The sequence below is a fragment of the Bacillus sp. FSL H8-0534 genome, assembly GCF_038005885.1.
Lineage (GTDB): Bacteria > Bacillota > Bacilli > Bacillales > Bacillaceae_G > Bacillus_A > Bacillus_A pseudomycoides.
In genome coordinates, this window is the sequence record NZ_JBBOUC010000001.1 from 1881617 (window position 1) to 1896522 (window position 14906).

The following is a 14906-nucleotide window of genomic DNA, read 5'->3' on the forward strand; positions in this document are numbered from 1 at the left end:
GTCCTTATTTGCCCCAACGAAGAGCGACTGCTCCCCATGTTAATCCGCCACCAAAGCCGACTAATATAATTAAATCACCGTCTTGAATACGTCCATTTTGCAATTCCTCTACCATCGCAATTGGAATTGAAGAAGCTGACGTATTCCCAAACTTTTCAATTGTTGTACTCATTTTTTCTTGTGGCAAACCTAATCGTTCCCTTGCCGATTCCATAATACGAATATTTGCTTGATGCGGAACTAAAAAGTCCACATCTTCTTTCGTAAGACCTGCTTTTTCTACAACACGAAGACAAGAATCACCAAGTTGACGAACAGCGAATTTAAAGACTTCTCTGCCATTCATCATAACATATTCATCTTGATAAAGGTGCTTGCCACCACTTCCATCTGCGCCTAATTCAAATGAAAGGATACCGTTTCCTTCTGAAACAGCTCCCATTACAACAGCACCTGCTCCGTCTCCAAATAACACTGCCGTATTGCGGTCGTTCCAATCTACAATTTTAGATAATTTATCACTACCAACTACTAATACGTTTTTATAAGTTCCAGTTTGAATAAATTGCTGCGCTGTAATCATTCCGTACATAAAGCCCGCACATGCTGCACCTAAATCCATTGCTGCTGCATGTTTCGCACCAATTTGTTCTTGAATTACACAAGCAACGGCTGGAAAAGAGCGATCTGGCGTTACTGTTGCAACTAAAATAAGGTCAATTTCTTCTCCACTAATCCCTGCATTTTCAATAGCTTTCTTGGCAGCTTCTACCGCCATATATGAAGTATCTATTGTATCATCGGCAATGCGTCTCTCTGCAATTCCCGTTCTCGTACGAATCCACTCATCAGATGTATCCATGATTTTCTCTAAGTCGTGATTTGTGACTACTTTTTCTGGCACATATCTTCCGATCCCTAAAATGCCTACGTTCACATCGCAGCCCTCCGTTTTATATCAATTATTATGACTTGGTACTAATTCTAAAACATAAATGTTTATTTGTCTAGAATATATTTCTAAGTAAAAAAATAAAGCCGACATATTGTCGACCTTATCTCATAGTAGAACCAAAAGCAAACTACCTATATATCCCGCTCTTTTCCAATTGAACTCCCCCCTCCTTCACTTTGCTTAGAAGAGGGAGCCTTCTCGGTTAAAATGACAAAAATACTTCCGTATCTGCTTTTACTTGGCGTGGGGCAGAAAAAGGCTCTGACCGTTTCTATGCATGGCTAGATGCTCTCTTCCTCCAAAAAAAGGGTTTTTGTCTAGTTCACCTTATTTTCCCGCTTTTCCAAGCTCATATGCTTCGTTCATTACTTTCATTAACAACTCTAGTACTGGCTGCGCTTTTTCCATATCAAGTGCAATCCCATTATCATCCAAAATGGCCTTTGCTTCCGGCAGGTGTTTCATAGCGATTTGTAAAAACTGCATATTTTTTTCATTCATATTTCTTCATCCTTTCCATAAAAGGAGCACTAATCTCCTTACTTCTACACTATATAAATTCCTTTTGATTTTTCAACATATAAGTCGGTGCTACAAAAACAAAAGGTGACTTGCACTCGTGTTCTCTCTTTGTTTTTAACTTTTGGTATGGGGTATGGCTTCTATGCATGGGCGGATACTCTCTCCCACCTAAAAAAGAAAGGTTTTATATCGGTTTTTCAATTTGTATTTATATTGATTTTCCAACATACAAACCACGGCTATGAAAATAAACGGAGATTTTCACTCGTTTTCTCCTTTTGTTTTCACTTGGCATGGGGCCAAAAAAGGACCTGACCGCTTCTATGCATGGGCGGATACTCTCTCCCACCTAAAAAAAGGTTTTATATCGGTTTTTCAATTTATATTTGTATAGTTTAACATATGTTATGTTCTTCGTATAACTCTTTATATCGTTTTAAATGTGTCAATTGCTTATTTAAACCGAATTCTAACGGCGTGTTTTTCACAATACAAACACTCTTTATCTCTTCTCCTTTTACTTCTTTAACAGTTTTTTTCACTTTATGCTCGGCATTTAAAAGGATAATTCCTTTTTCCCATAGATTTTCTTTACCACTGATCATATTATATACACCTAAATTTTCTATGGTTTTACCTTTTTCCCATAAATATTCACACACATCTTCTACATAAAGAAGGTCCTCTCCATTTTCATTTTGAAGAAGCTCATATTCCTTTTCCATAAGTTCAGAAAGAATAAGCCTGTGGTACGTCATAAAGGAAGGCTGCCATGGGCCATATAAAGTTGGAACACGAAGTATACTATAACGAATATTCCCCTTCTCCACTTCTTCCTCTACTTTCATAAATAATCGTTTATTTTCAGATTGATCTTGCACATTTGCTATTTCAATAGAAGAAAGTACATTTAGCTTCAGTTGTTTTCTTTCGCACATATGAATGACGCGCTTTAAATATTGTAAAATGATTCGTTCATTTCGAAATCCGCTTTGCCTGTTCGGTTCACATAAACAAAAGTAAGCCGCATCAAATTGATCGGTTTCTACTGTCTTCCATCCGCTCTCATCTCTTATAGACGAATACATAAACAAATCATTCCGCCCAATTAGAAATAACTTTTCTTCACTTACTTTTGACATACTTTCCAGATCAGCAAAATCAAGGCCATATACTTCTACTTCTTCCGCAAGCATTTTATTTACAAGATGATAGCCTACAAACGAAAGTGCTCCTATAATTAGTACGCGCTTCATGTCACCAACCCTTTCTCCCTCTAAACAAATAGCTCCTCATTTATGTATATTGGAGCTTCATAAATCTTCTTCATATTTTTTAAAGAAATGACATGTATGTTGAACCATCTTATATTTTACATGTTGCAAATGAAACGATAGTGAGGTCTCACAATTTTTATTTATCCGCTTTTTTTCATATTCACGTAACAATTGCTTGCGCGCTTTTTGTTCTTGTGTGGATACAAATATTTTTACAGGCACACAAGAAGGTAAATAAGAAAAAGACTTCTTAGCAATTTCCGCTTCTAACTGAGCTTCCTTCACATCATACGCAAGCAATAACTCTCTCACTAACCTTTTATAGAAAAATTTATGCTCTTTTTCAAATTCCACATGTGCAGGCAAATCTAGGCATGGAGTAAGCATCACTACAGATCGAATACATTCTGGGTATCGATTCATCATTTCAAGAGCCACAAGAGCCCCCATTCCATCTGCAATGATATGAATTTGTTCGTTTAGTGTTTCTTTTTTCATAACAACATGATACAAACGCTTCGCTAAACGAACCGATTGATCATTCCCCCAATGTCTCCCGTATAAATTAGATGAAAAAACGGTATATCCATTTTCTATCAGCCCATTTAAAAAATGAGCGCGCCCCGCATGCTGCGTCCATAAACTTGTACCATTCTCAATAAAATAATTGTAATCACCAAGAAGCATGACACCAAATCCATTGGGCTTCTCTGGCAAATAAATCACACATGGTTCTTGTTCTAAGTAAAAAAAACGTTCCGTAACACTCATCATTCTCCCGCCTTATTTTCTAAACATAAAAACTACTCCTTTATAATGTATGAAAGGAATACAATTTTGCTTTGAAAAATCTACAAATATTTTTTCTATATTCTTTTTTCAATTGTGTTACAATAAGGACAGATTGAACGAATAGGGGTGTGAAAAGATGCGTGTAATTTGGGCCTTTATTTGGTCGTTCCTGCTTGTACATATGATGAGCTATGTAATTAGCTCTATGACCGGCGGTGTATACGATTTCCAACAAGCGTCTATTTTCTCAGTTGTTCTTGCTGTGCTTGTAATGGCAATTGCAGCAGCAATTCCAAACGAACCAGTAGAACAACACTAATAAAGAAAGAGCCCGGATTCAATCTCCGGACTCTTTTTTTATTGGACATGAACAACTAGTTCGTTATTTTCCACATCAACAACTACATGACTATTATCAGTAATTGTTCCCGCAATCAATTCCCGTGCTAACTTTGTTTCAACTTGACGCTGTACATATCGTTTTAATGGACGCGCTCCATACATCGGATCGAACCCAGATTCCACAACAAACTCTTTTGCTACTTCTGTTAATTCCACTGTAATATGACGATCTATTAAACGCCCTTGTAACTCTTTTACAATTTTATCAACGATTCCTTTGATCTCATTTGTTGTAAGTGGTTTAAATAAAATAATTTCATCCACACGATTTAAAAACTCTGGACGAAAATGTCCTCTAAGCTGCCCCATAACAAGATCTCTTGCTTCCTCTTTAATTGTACCATCTTCTTGTAACCCTTCTAATAAATGCCCTGAACCAATATTTGATGTCATAATAATCACTGTATTTTTGAAATCCACTGTTCGTCCTTGTGAATCCGTAATACGCCCATCATCTAACATTTGTAATAAAATGTTGAATACTTCTGGATGTGCTTTTTCAATTTCATCTAATAAAATAACGGAATATGGTTTACGGCGTACGGCTTCTGTTAATTGTCCACCTTCCTCATATCCTACATATCCAGGAGGAGCTCCAATCAAGCGAGACACAGCATGTTTCTCCATATACTCGGACATATCAATGCGAATGATTTGCTCTTCACTATCAAATAAAGATTGTGCTAATGTTTTCGCAAGTTCTGTTTTCCCAACGCCTGTTGGTCCTAAGAAAATGAATGAACCGATTGGACGATTTGGATCTTTAATACCAGCGCGAGCACGAAGAACTGCATCCGCCACAAGACTAACTGCTTCCTCTTGCCCAATAACACGTTCTGATAAAATTTGCTCTAAGCGTAGCAGTTTTTCACGTTCACCTTCTACAAGCTTTGCAACTGGTATGCCAGTCCAACGTGAAACGATATTTGCAATTTCTTCTTCACTTACTTCTTCACGAAGCAAACGGTTCTCTTGTTCGTTATGCGCTCCCGTTTCTTCCGCCTCTCTTAATTCTTTTTCCACTGCTGGAATTTTACCATGACGAAGCTCTGCTGCTTTATTTAAGTCGTAATTCCCTTCTGCTTCTTCTAATTCACGACGTAAACGTTCAAGGTGTTCCCTTAAGTCACGAACTTTATGGATTTCTTCTTTTTCTTTTTGCCATTGCGCTCGCATTCCATTTGCAACTTCTTTTAAATCAGATAGTTCACGTTGCAATGTTTTTAGTCGCTCTTGACTACCACGATCCGTTTCTTTTCCTAAAGCAGCTTCTTCAATTTCCAGCTGCATAATGCGGCGCGTTACTTCATCCAATTCTGTTGGCATAGAATCAATTTCTGTTCGAATTGTTGCGCACGCTTCATCAACAAGGTCAATCGCTTTATCTGGTAAAAAGCGATCAGATATATATCGATCAGACAATACAGACGCCGCTACAATCGCACGGTCATGAATATTTACACCATGATAAATTTCAAAGCGCTCTTTTAAACCACGTAAAATAGAAATTGTATCTTCTACCGTTGGCTCTTCCGCTAACACTTGTTGAAAACGACGTTCTAGCGCTGGATCTTTCTCAATATATTTTCGATATTCATCTAAAGTAGTCGCTCCAATACAATGAAGTTCACCGCGTGCAAGCATTGGTTTTAACATATTCCCTGCATCCATCGCCCCTTCTGTTTTACCAGCACCAACAATTGTATGGAGCTCATCAATGAATAAAAGAATACGCCCTTCACTTTTTTTGATTTCATTTAACACAGCTTGCAAACGTTCTTCAAACTCACCACGGAACTTTGCACCCGCCACAAGCGCGCTCATATCTAACGCAAAGATTGTTCTATCTTTTAATCCTTCTGGTACATCTTTTCGCACAATTCGTTGTGCCAATCCTTCAACAATTGCTGTTTTCCCAACGCCTGGTTCACCAATTAAAACAGGGTTGTTTTTTGTTTTACGAGAAAGAATGCGGATAACCCGGCGAATTTCGCTATCACGACCAATGACAGGATCAATTTTCCCTTGTCTTACTTCTGCCACTAAATCACGGCCATACTTTTCTAACGCTTCATATGTTACTTCTGGATTTTGACTAGTCACTCTCTGATTCCCCCGAACTTCCATTAAAGACTGTAATAATGTATCCTTCGTAATGTGAAATGCTGTGAACAAGTGATTCATATCACCTTTTTCCTCGCAAAATGCGAGCAATACATGTTCCACTGAAATATATTCATCTTGCAGTTTTTTTGCCTCTGCCTCTGCTTTAACGAGTAATTGCCCTAAAGCATTTGTCACATACACTTTGCCAGCTTCTACACCACTTCCTGTAACAGATGGTTTCTTTTGAAGCAATCTTTCTACTTCTTTCGTTAATTGTTCTATATTGACATTCATTTTTTGAAAAATACGCACTGCTAATCCATCTTGCTGCTGTAATAATGCAAGTAATAGATGAACAGTATCAACTTCTTGATGATGATGAGATACCGCTAAAGATTGAGCACTCATAATTGCTTCTTGTGTTTTCGTCGTCATTTGATTTAAGTCCATCTTCATAAACCTCCAAACATTGGAATCCTCTTGATGTTTGACCTTTTTTGATTTTTTGACTTTATTTGACCTTTAATTTAATTATACGCCAATTGTCTTTTTTATACAATGAATTTGATTATGAAATTTGAACTTTGTTTCCCAAAAATAGTATGTATACCTCTGCTCTTCAATCACAAAAGCCGCAATATAAATTGCGGCTTCTCTTACGGCTTTCTTTTATATGTCCACTGGCGGTTCTGATTCGAATTCTCAGGAAACCTTTGACCAGCAGTTAATTTTACCAGTTGTGGATCTTTAACCATACTTCCTGTTTCACCAATTTCTACATAAATCCCATCATTTGGTGCTTTCTGTCCAGAACGAAACCTATGATTTTGTCCCATTTTCATTCTCCTTCCATGACATCTTTACACCGTTAGTATATCCATTTTTGAGAAAGCCTTTCTGTTATGTTTAGGAAACGAGTCATATTTTTTATTACTGTTCATATGTATGACTTTACATGATAAAGCAGGAGAACAAGCATCACTTGTTGAAAAAAAAGAAACCGACCTATTCTAGGCCAGTTCCAAAGGAGAGTCAAACATATACGAGAAGATTACATGTTCATTATATGTCTTGCTGCGCCCGTAATGTAACCCTTTTCACAAATTGTACAAAATGAAAGAAACATTATTTGAACTTTCAAAAAAATCATTGACTTTTCTGATTTTGGGTAGGAAATAGTGGACACTAACATGTTTCGCGACGTAAGATGAATATATAATGAAACTTCCATTCATGGTTGTTTCTCCCGCATTAACGGGGGATGGAGACCCCCGCTGATGGAAGTTCCACTTTATCTATACACTTTCCAACCTCTTATTTCTGCATCTTAAAACGGAAATACAGATAGAAACAAAAAATTTTTCATAAGAGGTGAAAACATGAAAAAACAACATTTAATCGCATTAGATTTAGATGGCACTTTACTTACAGACAATAAAATTATTTCCGCACGAACAAAGCAAACAATTGAAAAAGCAAAAGAACAAGGACATGTTGTTGTCATTTCAACAGGACGTCCATTTCGCGCTAGTCACGCTTATTATAAAGAACTTGGTTTGAATACACCTATCGTTAACTTTAACGGCGCTTATGTTCATCACCCGCTTGATACAAATTGGGGAACGCACCATTCCCCCCTTGAGCTTTCTACTGCACAAGAAATCGTTCGGGCTTGCTTTGATTTTGGCGTTAAAAACATTTATGCCGAAGTAATTGACGATGTATATGTTCGCGAAATTGATGAGGATAAAAAGCATATCTTTGAATTTGGCTCTCCAAATATTTTCACAGGAGACTTACTAAACATTTTGCAAGATCATCCAACATGCTTATTAATCGATGCACTGGATGAGCAATCAACAGCTATTCGTAAGCATTTAACAGATATGCATGCAGAAGTGATTGATCATCGAAAATGGGGTGCTCCTTGGCCGATTATTGAAATTGTGAAAAGCGGCCTCAATAAAGCGATTGGACTTCAAAAAGTTTCTAGCTATTATAACATTCCACAAGAACGAATTATTGCGTTCGGTGACGAAGACAATGATTTTGAGATGATTGAGTTTGCAGGTCACGGCATCGCCATGGGTAATGCCATTCCTGAATTAAAAACATTAGCGAATCATACGACATTAACAAACGAAGAAGATGGAATTGCTCTTTATTTAGAAGAGGTTCTTGGATTGTAATCTAAAAATTCCCTACTTATAGTTTGGCTCAAAACGCTCATACTATAACTAGACACAGCGATGTGTCAGTTGTTTTCTGCTAAAAAAGGGGGAATTACGAATGGGTAAAAAGAACAAATCAAAACGCTTCACCCAACAAGGGGCCGATGCTGTTATGAAGCATGCTGAAAGATTCCCGTACCGCGGTACATTAGCTGATGCAGAAAAAGAACGAAACAACTCTTCTCTCGGAGGGGTTTAAATGGGTAACTTATTATTTCAGCAAGCACGAGATGCTGTTGCAGGCGCCGTTTCTTGTTCAAGCGGCACAGAACAGCGGGAACTCGTTTATAGAGCCAAAAATGCTTTGCAATCCGCTTATGCCAATTCTTCAACTGCTGAAAAGGTACAACTGCGTGAGATGCAACAGCAACTGCAAAACATTACTAACACACATTAAAACAAGAGGACCGATTCCCGGTCCTCTTTAATCTTTCCGAAACAACCCAAATATACCGACCGTTTGAATGACATTTGTAAATGCGCCAGGATCTACCTGTCTAATAATTCTCTCTAGTTCATATAGCTCGTAACGGGTAATCACAATCATTAGCATTTCTTTATTTTCATTTGTATATGCCCCTGTCGCTGGTATAGTTGTAATACCGCGTACTAAACGTGCTTGAATCGCTTTTCGTACATCTTTACCATTTTTCGTAACGATAAATGCTGTAATTTTCACATGACGAGTATGAATTGCATCAATAATCCTCGATGATACATATAGTGTCACTAACGTGTATAACGCTTTTTCCCATCCGTACAAATAGCCAGCTGCAATAATGATGATTGCATTAAAGAAAAAGAAATATGTTCCGACAGGCTTATCTTTTATTTTTGACAAAATCATTGCAATAATATCTAAACCACCTGTGGAAGCTCCCCATTTTAAGGCAATTCCTACCCCTATCGCTGAAATGAGACCACCAAAAATAGCATTCAATATAATATCATTTGAAACAGCCTTCACTGGTATAATTTCTAAAAACAGTGTCATAAATACAACACATAAAAAACTAAATAACGTAAACGCTTTTCCGACCTTTTTCCATGCTAAAATAACGACCGGAATATTAAATAAAGCAAAAAGTACTCCCGTCGATATGTGAATCGATGCAAAATCGCCTAACACTTGCGAAAGCAATTGAGATAATCCCGCGAAACCGCTCGCATATACTTTTGCTGGCGTTAAGAACAAGTTCATTCCAATTGCATTTAATAAACCTGCGATGATAACAACAATTAGTTTTTTCGTTAATTCGGCATAATTTAATTTTAAGTCCATACCCCATCCACCTTTATACATAATAGGTTCACCACTACTCGTATACATAGTCTTTACGAAAACGGAAATGATAAACGTACAACTGTTTAGAAATGGAGTTGATATGTATGCCGCATACAAGCGATAATGACAAAAAAGCACGCGATAATAATGCAAAGCGCACACAAAAAAATGAACAAGAACAAAAAAATATTCAGCAAGGAAAACGTGCATACTCTAAAAAAACAGATCATCTTTAATTATTTCGTACATCAACATAATTGTTGATGTACTTTTTTATTTCACAAAAAACATCTCAAATTCACTTCTTGTTCACTTCTCTATTTTACAATAATAACAGCATAATTAGATGAGGTGTTAGGATGAAAAGAAAACAATTATGGATAGCAACAGCTGCGCTCGGAACGTTAATGCTGTCTGCTTGTGGTCCAAAAGATAACTCAGAGGCGATTGCAACATCAAAAGTTTCAACCATTACAAAAGGTGATTTTGACAAGCAGTTAAAAGAACGGTACGGAAAAGATATGCTATATGAAATGATGGCACAAGATATCATGACAAAAAAATATAAAGTATCTGATGATGAAGTCGATAAAGAATTCAAAAAAGCAAAAGATCAATTTGGTGATCAATTCAAAACGGTATTAGAAAGTAACCGCCTAAAAGATGAAGATGACTTTAAAAATCAAATTAGGTTCAAATTAGCAATGAACGAAGCCATTAAGAAAAGCATTACAGATAAAGATGTAAAAGCAAACTATAAACCTGAAATTAAAGCCAGCCACATTTTAGTAAACGATGAAAAAACGGCAAATGATATTAAGAAACAACTGGATGAAGGTGCTTCATTCGAAGAGTTAGCAAAACAACAGTCACAGGACCCAGGTTCAAAGGAAAATGGCGGAGACCTTGGATACTTCGGTCCAGGTAAAATGGTACCTGAATTTGAAGAAGCGGCTTACAAATTAAATGTCGGTGAAATTAGCAAACCTATCAAGTCATCACAAGGCTATCACATTATTAAACTTACCGATAAAAAAGAATTAAAACCATATGATGAAGTAAAAGATTCCATTCGTAAAAATCTGGAAGAAAAGTTGTTAGCAGATCAAACTACAGGTCAGAAAATATTGTTAGACGAATTCAAGAAAGCTGATATTAAAGTAAAAGATAGCGATTTGAAAGATACATTCTCTCGTCTTTCCGGGCAACAATAAAAAATCTAGCAACAGAGTGGGCTGGTAGAAAAATAGTAAATGAAATTTCACCCCGCATTAGCGGGCAGTAAGACTCTCACCTCAAGATTCAGAGAAAAACGAGAAAGATAAGTGAGAAATCAACTGCTCGTAAAAGCCCGATTGGCGAGAGCTAATAATCAGTGGGAGATGAAGAAAACCCCACTGATTAAAGTTTCACTTTATCGGAGCAAATTCGAATATATCGACGTTCCGACACATAACGACAAAAAAAAGGAGCCTGCTGACTCCTGTTTCCCAACACTCTGAAAATCCGAACAAGCATGAGCCTGTTCGGATTTTTTTATTTCTTGAAGTACGTCCAACCTTCTTCTTGATAAACCTTTTCTTCTTTCATCAACTTACCAAGCGCACGTTTAAACGCTGCTTTACTCATATTAAAACGTTCTTTAATGTCTTCTGGATGGCTCTTATCCCAAAACGGCATTGCTCCTCCGCGGCTCTCCATGTACTCATAAACCACCGCAGCATCATCTTCCATTCCCTCTTCTTTACGCGGAAGAAGTGAAATATTAATCGTACCATCATCTTTCACATCAATAATACGGCCCGTTACACGCTCACCAATACGAACTTGTTCTTTTCTTTCTGTGTGGTGTAAAAAGGCACGGAAATGTTCATCCGTTAATACAAACGAACCAACTTGAAGTGAGCGATATACACGTCCGTTCACATTTTTATTACGCATAGATGGCGTTGCCTCTACAATAATTTCCTGCATATCTGAATCTCTTGCCGGAAGAGCAATAAGACGACCACGATTTGTTAATTTTAATGTACAATATAACTCATCGCCTTCTTCTGGCCAAACTGGTGTATAAATTGGAAACTCATCAGCTGGGATTAAGATATCCTTAGAAACACCGATATCAACGAACACACCTAAATCAGGTTTTACTTCTACGACTTTTACCCAATTCCAATCACTTATCGTAATAAGCGGCGTCTTCATTGTCGCAGAAATTCGCTCTTGATGATCAAGATATAGAAATACATCAATCGTATCGCCTTCCTCAATTTCTCCCGCTACTTCATTTTTATGTAAAAATACTTCTTCATAACCATCCTCATCGTCAAATCCAACCATATATCCAATTTCCGTTTCTCGTAAAACAGTTACCTGTTCAATCGATCCTGGCTGCAAATACATATATTTTAATTCCCTTCTATATATAAAGTATATTTTTATCATTCCAAAGAAAGCTTCATTATAACACGAATTTTCCTTTATTTGTCCAACTCGCAAAAATTCACTATAATAAGAGGTGGAATTTAATTTGGAGGTGCTTACTATGGCAAAAGATAGTTCTTTTGACATCGTTTCAAAAGTAGAATTACCAGAAGTAACAAATGCTATTAACATCGCATTAAAAGAAATTCAAAATCGATATGACTTTAAAGGAAGCAAGAGTGATATTAAATTAGAAAAAGAAGTAATCGTTTTAACTTCTGATGATGAATTTAAATTAGATCAAGTAAAAGATGTTCTTATTTCAAAACTAGTTAAACGCGAAGTACCAATTAAAAACTTAGACTACGGAAAAGTAGAAAGCGCTACTGGTAACACAGTACGTCAACGTGCAACACTGCAACAAGGTATCGATAAAGATAACGCGAAGAAAATTAATAACATTATTAAAGAGTTAAAATTAAAAGTGAAAACACAAGTACAAGATGATCAAGTACGCGTAACAGCAAAAAGCCGCGATGACTTACAAGCAGTAATCGCAGCGGTTCGTAGCGCTGATTTACCAATCGACGTACAATTCATTAACTATCGTTAATAGAAAAATAATAAAAAATGATAAACACACGTAAAATAGCGCTTCACCTAACCCTTTTTGGTCAGATGAAGCGCTATTTTTTCATATTTTGGCAGGCTACGATGAGATAGGCCTGCATTTGGACAGACTTCAGCCCTCAGAACCGAGCGTATCGATAACCATCTACTTTTGTCTATAATTGAAATTTATCAGGATTATACTTTTTTCAAATATTCTCATTAATCAATTCTATTTTACAGAAAAAAACTGTTTCACCTTCTAACTAATTGAACTACCCCCACCTTCACTTCGTTTAGAGGAGGGGGTCTTCACGGTTAAAATGATAAAATCCATTATTCTACCCATGATATTCCTTATATATAAAATTATAAATTATAACATAAAAATATAATAACTTCGTATGCAATATTGCATACGAAAACAGATTGCAAACCATCTATTTTCTGAATATAATAAACATAAAATATGGCTAAATTTTCAGAAAATAAATAAAGGTAATTTTAAAGAGCGGATTGAATACCAAAAACGTTCATCTAATAAACGAATTATTAATTGTGTTTATTTTCAAATAGCTAGATTTCACCTTTCAAAACTCATTTTTTTGAAAAGATTTTTAATAGTATAGAATAATATTTATATCAAGAAAGTTAGTCCAATACATAGTAATCTTAATAAAGGTTATAGCTCAGATAAGTCAACAAATATTGTCAGACATTATAAGATTCTAAAATAACCATTATTTTAATTTAAATTTTCGGAATAATCAAACTGAAATATCCGAAGTAAGAAAAATTAACATGTACATATTTATTACTAAAACTTTAATGAATGGTGGGAATGAAATGAAACGCAAAGTATTAACAAAATGGTTTGGAATTATAAGTTTAATCATTATGTTGCTAGGAGTTTCTATTCCACAAGCAGCAGCTGAGATAATACATCAAGAAAAGTTTCAAATTAACTGGAATCACATTAAATTCAAAGGTGCTGAAGTAAAAATAAAGGCAGATCTCTTAAAAACTTCATCAAAAGATGTTGCATATTGTTTATCACCTGATTTGAATTCACCAAACGGAGAGGAACTTCCTGAAATCGGGAAAGAAAATGATTTTGTATATCGTGTTTTACTTTATGGCTATCCTCAAAAAACACCAGCTGAACTGGGAGTTTCTACAAAAGAGGAAGCATACTATGCAACTCAATTAGCTATCTGGGTTGCATCTAAAAAAATCGAAATTGCTGATTCAAAACCAGAGAACCAACCGGTATATAATCTTGTAAAACAGCTGATAGACAAAGCTTCTAAAGGTACTGAAGTACAGGAAACATACTTAAACATAATACCTAATGAAAAACAGACAGTAGAGCAAAATGGGGACTATCTTGAAACCAAATTATATACGGTTCAATCAAATGCCTTATCTGGAGTATATTCCGTTCAATTGGAGGAGGCACCAGAAGGAGTGAAAATTTTAAATGAACAAGGTGAAGAAAAGAATGAATTCTCTATAAAGGAAAAATTTAAAATTTTAATTCCAAAAAAATCGACAAATGGAACTTTCAAACTAAGAGTACATACAAAATTGCAAAGTTTACAAGCAGTTATTTTTGATGGCAAACAAAAGGTTCAAAATACCACAGCTTTATTGCCAAGAATGAGTGAAAAAAGTAGTACTGATATAGCAGTGCAATGGGAATCATTAGGATCTCTAAAAATTACGAAGGTAGGAGAGAATAGAGAAACTTTAAAAGGAGCGGTATTTGAGGTTGCAAGTGAAAATGGCGATTTTAGGAAAGAAATCACTACAACTAAAGATGGAGTTGCACTATTAAATCAGCTTCCTATTGGTACATATATTATAAAGGAAATTCAGGCACCAGAGGGTTATGTACTGGACCCTACAATACAGAGAATGGAAGTAAAGAACGGCGAAATAGCAAAAATAGAAATAAAGAATAAAAAAATAAAAAATGAGCTGCAAGTTACAAAAATACATGATACATATAAAAACACTAAACAATCTGATGATATACAAAATAAAGAGTACACAGAAGAAAAAGAGCATGTAAGTCAAGAACAATATTACTTACCATCAACAGGAGGGAAATTTCCAATTACATCATATATAGGAATATCATTTGTTGTTTTAGGACTCTACATATTGAAAGTAAAACACAAATAAGTTACAAATAGTAGAGGCTTATTATTAAAATTTATAGAAGGTAGTAGCTAATACTTAATATTCAAGATACCTTAATAGCCCTATATAATGTTAACAGATGTTTCGTGAAAATGTAG

General features: G+C 35.8%; 16 protein-coding genes. 8 read left to right on the plus strand and 8 right to left on the minus strand.

Annotated features, from left to right (window positions below):
* Positions 1 to 4 precede the first annotated feature (4 nt).
* The 4 genes from fabH to MHH71_RS09855 all read right to left on the minus strand — a co-directional run bounded on the left by fabH (position 5) and on the right by MHH71_RS09855 (position 3525).
* Complete coding sequence (gene fabH, locus MHH71_RS09840) at positions 5 to 937, minus strand: beta-ketoacyl-ACP synthase III (protein ID WP_018783036.1); 933 nt, start codon at positions 935 to 937, stop codon at positions 5 to 7.
* Between the two features lie 345 nt (positions 938 to 1282).
* Positions 1283 to 1456, minus strand: coding sequence for a ComZ family protein (locus tag MHH71_RS09845; RefSeq protein WP_003195910.1), 174 nt, complete (start codon positions 1454 to 1456; stop codon positions 1283 to 1285).
* 416 nt (positions 1457 to 1872) lie between these two features.
* Positions 1873 to 2733, minus strand: coding sequence for an NAD-dependent epimerase/dehydratase family protein (locus MHH71_RS09850; RefSeq protein ID WP_006093923.1), 861 nt, complete (start codon positions 2731 to 2733; stop codon positions 1873 to 1875).
* Between the two features lie 57 nt (positions 2734 to 2790).
* The gene (locus MHH71_RS09855) at positions 2791 to 3525 is read right to left on the minus strand and encodes a hydrolase (RefSeq protein ID WP_018783038.1); all 735 of its coding nucleotides are present in this window, start codon (positions 3523 to 3525) and stop codon (positions 2791 to 2793) included.
* A gap of 157 nt (positions 3526 to 3682) precedes the next feature.
* Between MHH71_RS09855 and MHH71_RS09860 the strand changes: the two genes are divergently transcribed.
* Positions 3683 to 3865 (plus strand): YjzD family protein, encoded by a 183-nt coding sequence (locus MHH71_RS09860; RefSeq protein ID WP_033798723.1) that lies wholly within the window; start codon positions 3683 to 3685, stop codon positions 3863 to 3865.
* A 38-nt stretch (positions 3866 to 3903) separates the two neighbouring features.
* On the opposite strand, the gene clpB is transcribed toward MHH71_RS09860, so the two are convergent.
* The gene (gene clpB, locus MHH71_RS09865) at positions 3904 to 6504 is read right to left on the minus strand and encodes an ATP-dependent chaperone ClpB (protein WP_006093925.1); all 2601 of its coding nucleotides are present in this window, start codon (positions 6502 to 6504) and stop codon (positions 3904 to 3906) included.
* Positions 6505 to 6710: 206 nt separating this feature from the next.
* Positions 6711 to 6890: a YjzC family protein gene (locus MHH71_RS09870; protein WP_018763997.1), complete on the minus strand. Its 180-nt coding sequence runs from the start codon at positions 6888 to 6890 to the stop codon at positions 6711 to 6713.
* Between the two features lie 543 nt (positions 6891 to 7433).
* Between MHH71_RS09870 and MHH71_RS09875 the strand changes: the two genes are divergently transcribed.
* The 3 genes from MHH71_RS09875 to MHH71_RS09885 all read left to right on the plus strand — a co-directional run bounded on the left by MHH71_RS09875 (position 7434) and on the right by MHH71_RS09885 (position 8682).
* Positions 7434 to 8243: a Cof-type HAD-IIB family hydrolase gene (locus MHH71_RS09875; protein ID WP_003195903.1), complete on the plus strand. Its 810-nt coding sequence runs from the start codon at positions 7434 to 7436 to the stop codon at positions 8241 to 8243.
* A gap of 100 nt (positions 8244 to 8343) precedes the next feature.
* On the plus strand, positions 8344 to 8484 hold the full coding sequence (locus MHH71_RS09880) for a hypothetical protein (protein ID WP_003195901.1): 141 nt from the start codon (positions 8344 to 8346) through the stop codon (positions 8482 to 8484).
* Positions 8485 to 8682, plus strand: a complete 198-nt coding sequence (locus tag MHH71_RS09885) for a DUF3813 domain-containing protein (protein WP_003195898.1) — start codon at positions 8485 to 8487, stop codon at positions 8680 to 8682.
* A 27-nt stretch (positions 8683 to 8709) separates the two neighbouring features.
* Here MHH71_RS09885 and MHH71_RS09890 read toward each other — a convergent pair whose 3' ends face one another.
* Entirely contained in the window at positions 8710 to 9567 is an 858-nt protein-coding gene (locus tag MHH71_RS09890; protein ID WP_033798724.1) for a YitT family protein, read from the minus strand.
* A 107-nt stretch (positions 9568 to 9674) separates the two neighbouring features.
* Between MHH71_RS09890 and MHH71_RS09895 the strand changes: the two genes are divergently transcribed.
* Complete coding sequence (locus MHH71_RS09895) at positions 9675 to 9806, plus strand: DUF3941 domain-containing protein (RefSeq protein ID WP_001120851.1); 132 nt, start codon at positions 9675 to 9677, stop codon at positions 9804 to 9806.
* A gap of 123 nt (positions 9807 to 9929) precedes the next feature.
* Positions 9930 to 10784, plus strand: a complete 855-nt coding sequence (gene prsA, locus MHH71_RS09900; protein WP_003195894.1) for a peptidylprolyl isomerase PrsA — start codon at positions 9930 to 9932, stop codon at positions 10782 to 10784.
* A gap of 322 nt (positions 10785 to 11106) precedes the next feature.
* On the opposite strand, the gene MHH71_RS09905 is transcribed toward prsA, so the two are convergent.
* On the minus strand, positions 11107 to 11973 hold the full coding sequence (locus tag MHH71_RS09905; protein WP_006093927.1) for a CvfB family protein: 867 nt from the start codon (positions 11971 to 11973) through the stop codon (positions 11107 to 11109).
* 142 nt (positions 11974 to 12115) lie between these two features.
* On the opposite strand from MHH71_RS09905, the gene MHH71_RS09910 reads away from it, so the two are divergent.
* Together MHH71_RS09910 and MHH71_RS09915 are read left to right on the plus strand one after the other, a co-directional pair.
* Entirely contained in the window at positions 12116 to 12607 is a 492-nt protein-coding gene (locus tag MHH71_RS09910; protein WP_003195889.1) for a YajQ family cyclic di-GMP-binding protein, read from the plus strand.
* A gap of 842 nt (positions 12608 to 13449) precedes the next feature.
* On the plus strand, positions 13450 to 14790 hold the full coding sequence (locus MHH71_RS09915) for a SpaA isopeptide-forming pilin-related protein (RefSeq protein ID WP_033798725.1): 1341 nt from the start codon (positions 13450 to 13452) through the stop codon (positions 14788 to 14790).
* Positions 14791 to 14906: the final 116 nt, after the last annotated feature.